Annotated in this window: 6 protein-coding genes; all 6 read left to right on the top strand. The window is 38.9% G+C overall.

Annotated features, from left to right (window positions below; genetic code table 11):
• The first annotated feature begins 134 nt into the window (after positions 1 to 134).
• Positions 135 to 1370, top strand: coding sequence for a signal recognition particle-docking protein FtsY (gene ftsY / locus QZ265_RS05305; protein ID WP_366513659.1), 1236 nt, complete (start codon positions 135 to 137; stop codon positions 1368 to 1370).
• Positions 1371 to 1434: 64 nt separating this feature from the next.
• On the top strand, positions 1435 to 2004 hold the full coding sequence (locus QZ265_RS05300; RefSeq protein ID WP_296404113.1) for a methylated-DNA--[protein]-cysteine S-methyltransferase: 570 nt from the start codon (positions 1435 to 1437) through the stop codon (positions 2002 to 2004).
• 109 nt (positions 2005 to 2113) lie between these two features.
• Positions 2114 to 2878 (top strand): hypothetical protein, encoded by a 765-nt coding sequence (locus tag QZ265_RS05295; RefSeq protein WP_296404111.1) that lies wholly within the window; start codon positions 2114 to 2116, stop codon positions 2876 to 2878.
• A 368-nt stretch (positions 2879 to 3246) separates the two neighbouring features.
• Positions 3247 to 3993, top strand: a complete 747-nt coding sequence (locus QZ265_RS05290) for a 2Fe-2S iron-sulfur cluster-binding protein (RefSeq protein ID WP_296404109.1) — start codon at positions 3247 to 3249, stop codon at positions 3991 to 3993.
• Positions 3990 to 4982 carry a xanthine dehydrogenase family protein subunit M gene (locus QZ265_RS05285; protein ID WP_296404107.1) on the top strand — a complete coding sequence of 331 codons (993 nt, stop codon included), beginning with the start codon at positions 3990 to 3992 and terminating at the stop codon, positions 4980 to 4982. Before QZ265_RS05290 ends, QZ265_RS05285 begins: the two co-directional genes overlap by 4 nt.
• A gap of 2 nt (positions 4983 to 4984) precedes the next feature.
• Positions 4985 to 6913: xanthine dehydrogenase family protein molybdopterin-binding subunit (locus QZ265_RS05280; RefSeq protein WP_296404105.1), on the top strand; the 1929-nt coding region annotated here is incomplete at its 3' end.

Raw genomic sequence — 6913 nt, 5'->3', positions numbered from 1 at the left:
GGTTCTAAATAAGAGGATTTATTAAGCTTAAGTGCAATTATGGTAAACTAAGTGACAATAAAATAAATTATCTAACTATTGCGCTTTTAACTATCTAATCCTTATGGATGTTTTAATAAATAAAGAGATATTTCATGAATAATGCTAATAATCCTACTCGGGTAGTCATTAACCTTGATGGCAGTTTAGACGAGCTTGATGATGATGATATCACGCTTCCGGATTTACCCATTGCAAAAGATATTCCCATTATTGAAACGCCAAGGATTGAAGAACAGGTAGAAAAATTCCCAACGCCTATAACTCAAACACAAACTAAAACTCAACCTAAATCAGTAGAACCTGAAGTTCCAGCGGCTACAACCACCGTATCTACGTCTTTATCACCAACTACAGCGCCAAGCATTTCTCAACAAAAAGAAGAGTCTGAAAGCGAGAAGAAGCAAGGGGGATGGTTCTCTCGCATGAAAAGCGGTCTCACCAAGTCACGTAAAAATCTAGCTGAAGGAATGGCTAATATCTTGATTGGTGGCAAAGAGATTGATGATGAACTGCTAGAAGAAGTAGAAGATCAATTATTGGTAGCTGATATTGGGGTTGAAGCCACAGATAAGATTATTAAAAGTTTAACTGAGCAAACTGCCCGCGGCGACTTAATTTATTCGCATTCTTTGTATAAAGCATTACAAAAGGAGCTGGTTGAAATTCTAGAGCCTAAAGTAGCACCGTTGATAATTGATACCACTAAAAAACCTTTTGTTATTTTAGTAGTAGGTGTTAATGGCGTGGGCAAAACCACCACGATAGGTAAATTGGCCAAACGTTTACAAGCTGAAGGTAAATCGGTTATGTTAGCGGCAGGCGATACCTTTAGAGCTGCAGCTACTGAGCAGTTACAAGTTTGGGGAGAGCGTAATAATATTCCAGTTATCGCTCAAGGTCATGGTGCAGATAGTGCCTCTGTTGTATTTGATGCTATGCAATCTGCCAAAGCCAAAAATATTGATGTTTTAATCGCAGATACGGCTGGACGCTTGCAAAACAAGACGCATTTAATGGCTGAACTTGAAAAAGTTGTGCGTATCATGCGCAAATCAGATCCAAGCGCACCGCATGAAGGCATGGTAGTGCTTGACGCAGGAACGGGTCAAAATGCTATTAATCAAGTAAAAGTGTTTAATGAAGTGGTGCCATTAACCGGTATTACGATTACTAAACTTGACGGTACTGCTAAAGGTGGTGTGGTATTTAACATTGCCAGTACCACAGACATTCCTATTCGCTATATTGGGGTGGGCGAGTCTATCGATGATTTACGTGCTTTTAGCCCGAAACAATTTGTCGCCGCCTTATTCGAAACCGATGAATAAAACAGTGTCTTTTATACTAAAAAAAATGGCATCATAAGGTGCTATTTTTTTTGGAATTATGATTATGATTGTTACAGTCACTTCTTTTGACCATTATAGATTGCTACTCATAGCCAAAACTATTTCTTCTAAAACTAAACTAATGGGCTTAGATTGGTTGGACAGCGGACAAAGTTGGTCTGATTCAAAGTCGTTGGTGCTCTTAAAAAAACGTCATAATTTCAATGATAAACAGTTTCGATTCATAGATGAAAATAGCCTAAGCAATAAAAATCAAACTGAAGCGTTACTTATCTTCACGATTGAACAATTACAACAATATTTAAGTGGTGAATGTCATCAATTTGATATTGATCTAGATTGGTCACTAGGTACACCGTTTCAGAAAAATGTCTGGCTAGCATTAATTCAAATTCCATATGGACAAACCATTAGTTATGCTAAGTTAGCACAAAATATTGGCAAACCTACTGCCTATCGTGCTGTTGCTAATGCTAATGGCAAAAACCCATTCAGTATTATTATTCCCTGTCATAGGGTAGTGGCTAGTGACGGTAGCTTGGGCGGCTATACTGGTGGTTTAGATAAAAAACGTCTGTTACTTAACGTTGAAAACAACTCTGACAAGCAGTAATAGCTCAGTACAATTTACAATTAAATTAATACAAATTGCATTGGCTAACTTAGGTTTTACTGATACCTTTAATTAAACCGATAAATAACATAAAGGATTTATTTACAAAGTGTTTAATAGTCAAAATGCAGTGCCTGAGGTAAATAACCTTCATGGACAACCTAATAATAAAGATGATGACGAAAACAAAGACCATAATGGTCTAAAGAATCTTAATGGCGATAGTCTGCAAAATCAGGTCAAACGCCAAAAAGAGTGGGTATACTTGAGTCATTTTTTGGCCATTCAAGGGCTGCAACCAGTGCATATTATTTCAGGTAAAGACGATGGTAATGAGCCAGACTTTACTTTAGTATTTTGGGAAGATAATCAACTGGTCTATATCGGTATTGAATTAACTACATTACCTAGGCTTCGATCTCAAATGAGTGACAGTGGTTTAATTGCTAAAAGGTGGTACTGGCAAGCATTAAATATAGTCGCAAAACAAAATTTAGAAAATCATGTTTATGATCATGAAAATGGTTACTTAACAGCTGAACGTTTTAAAATACCGATGAAAACCGCTTATATGCCACGAAATAAATTTATAAAACAAAGAAAGGGTAGGTCTATTTCTATTATCACCCAAAAAGATGTTGATGAAGTGATGAAAAAGAAACAACCAAAAATTGAGTCGTATCATATAAGACGGCCGTTAAATGAATTATGGCTATTGATCCATACCGATAAATATCAACCCGAAACCATTTTATCCTTTGAAAGAAGTAAGCAAACTGGTAATGAGATGGCCTTAAAACATGATACAGCCTTTGATAATGTTCAAATTACTTGTTATCCAAGTTATAGAATCCTAAATGTTTTAAAAGTCTAAAATCTAAATACTTTTAGAACCAAGCCCATTATTTAACAATTATTTAACAATTGTTTTCGATTGTTATGTCAAAACCTTCAACAGCGCCTCGCTTCGTCCATATCGAAACCCTTAAAAGAACCTGATAAGGGTTATTTAACGACAATGTCTAGTAGTTATTTCTCTGTTTACTTAAAAGCACATTCTCACAACACTTTAACATTAAAATAATTGTGGATATTCATTAGGATATTTAGAGCGTTAAACTATAAATTAAACCGTTTTTTTAATAAATTTATAAAGCTTCTCAAATTCCTTCATTTCCATTGCAAATTTTAATTATTCAATTAATTATACAAAAAATTACTCACTTGCCAGCGGACGCCAGCATGACTACTCTAACGCTCAATATCAATAATAAACCCTATCAATTCGAAAACCTTGATCCTCGCACTACTATTCTTGATCTCTGTCGTCATCATCTGCATATCACAGGTCCCAAAAAGGGCTGTGATCATGGTCAATGTGGTGCCTGTACCATTTTAATAAATGGTCAAAGGATTAATTCATGTCTAACTTTAGCAGTTATGCATGAAGGAGATGAAATAACCACCATTGAAGGTATCGGTTTACCTGAAATTCTCTCTGAATTGCAACAAGCCTTTCTGGACAATGATGCCTTTCAATGTGGCTATTGCACGCCAGGACAGATCTGTTCCGCTACTGCCTTAATCGAAGAGGTTAAACAAAATTGGCCAAGTTATGTGACCGAAGACTTATCTCAGCCAAATGCTTTATTGGCACATGAAATATCTGAGCGTATGAGTGGTAACATTTGTCGCTGTTCAGCGTACCCTAATATTATTAAAGCCATTACTCAAGTGCTTGAAAAGCAGATCAACACAAATCTTTCCAATGACACAGTAAATAGCTTGTCTAATAATACAGACACAAGTTATCAAACTCTCTCTTCTAGTGATAAAGATGTAACTGGCATATGGTCACCGCCTCCTAGTCAAGGTCAATTAAAAGCTCAACCTGCTAAGATAGATGTTAATTCTATCCAAAACGCTTCTACCGCTAAAACTCCAGCAACTCAATTAAAAGCTAATGATATTACAGGAGTTAACTCATGAAACGATTTCAATATATCCGTGCAAATGAGTTAATGACTGCCTGTATCGAGGGTAGCTCTAAGGGCGCTTCCTTTATTGGAGGAGGTACTAATCTATTAGATTTAATGAAGCTTGAGATTGAAACACCTATCAAGCTTGTAGACATTACTCAGCTGGAACTGAAACAAATTGAACCCACTTTAGAGGGTGGACTTCGTATTGGCGCTTTAGTGACCAATAGTGAGTTAGCGGCACATTCTGAAGTTATCGCCAATTACCCTGTTCTTTCTCGTGCAATTTTAGCGGGCGCTTCAGGGCAATTACGTAATAAGGCCACTACCGGAGGTAATTTTTTACAGCGTACCCGTTGCTATTATTTTTATCAACCTGATAGTGCTTGCAATAAGCGAGAACCTGGTTCTGGTTGTCCAGCCATAAACGGCGAAAATCGACAATTGGCTATCTTAGGTACTAGTGAGCACTGTATCGCACAGCATCCCTCTGATATGGCAGTTGCGATGCGATTATTAGATGCCACCTTGCAAACCCAAAAATCTGACGGCACTATTCGTACTATAGCCACTAAAGATCTTTATAAATTACCAGAAGACACGCCGCATATTGAAACAGTTTTAGAGCCTGGTGAGATGATCACTCATGTGGTCCTGCCTGCACCGATTAAAGGCATGCACACGTACGATAAAGTTCGAGATCGTGCCTCCTATGCGTTTGCATTAGTATCTTGCGCTGCGATTATTGACGTTGATGATGATGGCACGTTAAACACTGTACGTTTGGCTTTTGGAGGTATTGGTTCACAGCCTTGGCGCAATGAAGCGGTAGAGTCTAGTCTGGAAGGCACTAAAGGCAGTATTCCAGATATTGTAAAAGCGGCCAATATTTTATTGAGTGAAGCTCAGGGTTATGGAAAAAATGATTTTAAAATTGCATTAACCCGCCGACTATTAAAACAAATTATTGAGCGTGCTCTAAACGCTAAGGACGCATAATCATGGCTATATTTGATACAGATATTTTGGGCTCTGAACCTACAAAAAAGTTGATGATGAATGAGCCTGTTGATACGCTCCTTGATAAAACGTCAAGCAAATTGGTAGGTCAATCGGTTAGTCGAGTGGATGGCTCTCTTAAAGTGACTGGTCAAGCCCCATACTCTGCTGAATTTCATAGAGACAATATGGTATATGGGGTGTTGGTCGGAGCTACTATTACCAAAGGCAGGGTCAAAAGTATAGAAACAGATTCAGTGTCAGATATCCCAGGTGTAATTAAGGTAGTCACAGACGCCAAGCACTTTCTTCGTAACTCGCAGCAAGGCGGAAAAATGAAAGCGCCCACTCAAGGGGTTACCGACATTGTTTATCATGGTCAACCTATTGCGGTTGTCATCGGTGAAACTTTTGAGGCGGCTACTGAAGGCGCTAAAGCTTTGGTGGTTAATTATGAAGATGATACAGACAAAGCAGCTTTAGATTTCAGCGAAGAGCTTAAAAATGCTCATGATGTGAATGAGAAAGAAGGCTCTGATAAATCCAGTATCATAGGCGATCCAGATAAAGGGTTAACCCAGTCAGCGGTTACCGTTGATAAAGTCTTTACCACGCCCAGTCAAAGCAACTCTGCTATGGAGCCTCATGCCAGCTTAGCCTATTGGGAAGAGGATAAACTAACCATTTATTCATCAAATCAAATGGTAGCGTTTGGTCAGAAGCAAATTGCCGATGCTTTAGAAATATCAAAAGACAAAGTACATCTTATTGCCAAATTTGTAGGTGGTGGCTTTGGCAGTAAGCTAGGTATTGCTCCAGAAACTATTGCTGCTGCTATTGCGGCAAAACAGCTTGAGCGTCCGGTTCTTATTGTAATGACTCGTCCTCAAGTAATGGAGTCAACGGTTCGCCGTTCGAACACCCGTCAACGTATTGCTTTGGGAAGCGATGAAAATGGAGTATTAAATACCATTATTCACGATACTGTTAGTAGTAATCTTGCCAATGAAAGCTTTTTTGAGCCTGCTGGCTTATCTACCCATTTCTTATACCAAGGTAAAAACCGTAGAATAAGCTATCAAATGGTTGATATGAACTGGACATTAGCAGGGTCTATGCGTGCGCCAGGCGAGGCGGTCGGTCAATTAGCTTTAGAATGTGCGATGGATGAGCTGGCTTGTAAATTAGGCATTGATCCTATCGAACTTCGCCGCCGTAATGAACCTGAAGAAGACCCCTCACTTAATGTACCTTTCTCGACGCGTCAATTACTGCCTTGTTTGGAGAAGGGGGCTAAAGCATTTGGTTGGGATGAAAAACATCATTCTGAGCCTGCCAGTCAATTAGAAGGTGATTGGTGGATAGGAACGGGTATGGCAGTGGCATCACGTGGCAATCAACTGATGCCAGCTGAAGCTCGTGCTACGTTGCAATTGGATGCTAGCAAATCTTTAGGGATAAAAGCGGTTATCGAATCTGATATGACCGATATTGGTACTGGCTCATATACCGTATTTTCGCAAGTTGCCGCAGATTTATTAGGTTTACCGATAGATCACATAGATATGCAACTCGGTGACAGTGATTTTCCTTCTGCACCAGGGTCTGGAGGAAGCTTCGGGGCATCTAGTGCTGGTAGTAGTATTTATCTAGCATGTGCTGAGTTAAGAGAACAAATCGCTAAATTGGTAGGACTCTATGCTGACAATGTGCAACTCGCGCAAGGCCAAGTGTCGCAAAAAGGCGAACATAATGCCAGTTTGACTGAAAAAGTTTTAGATAAGGGTAAACAAGCATTAGACAGTACAATTGACAATTCAATTGGCAATTCAATTAAAAATACTTTGGATAAAGTGCTTGGAACAGTTGAAACAGCGGCTGAGAAAGTCGGTATAACTGTACCTCTTACTGAATCTGATTCTGCTGATACT

This window comes from Psychrobacter sp., assembly GCF_018260395.1.
Classification (GTDB): Bacteria; Pseudomonadota; Gammaproteobacteria; order Pseudomonadales; family Moraxellaceae; genus Psychrobacter.
This window is presented reverse-complemented; position numbering and strand designations above follow the sequence as displayed.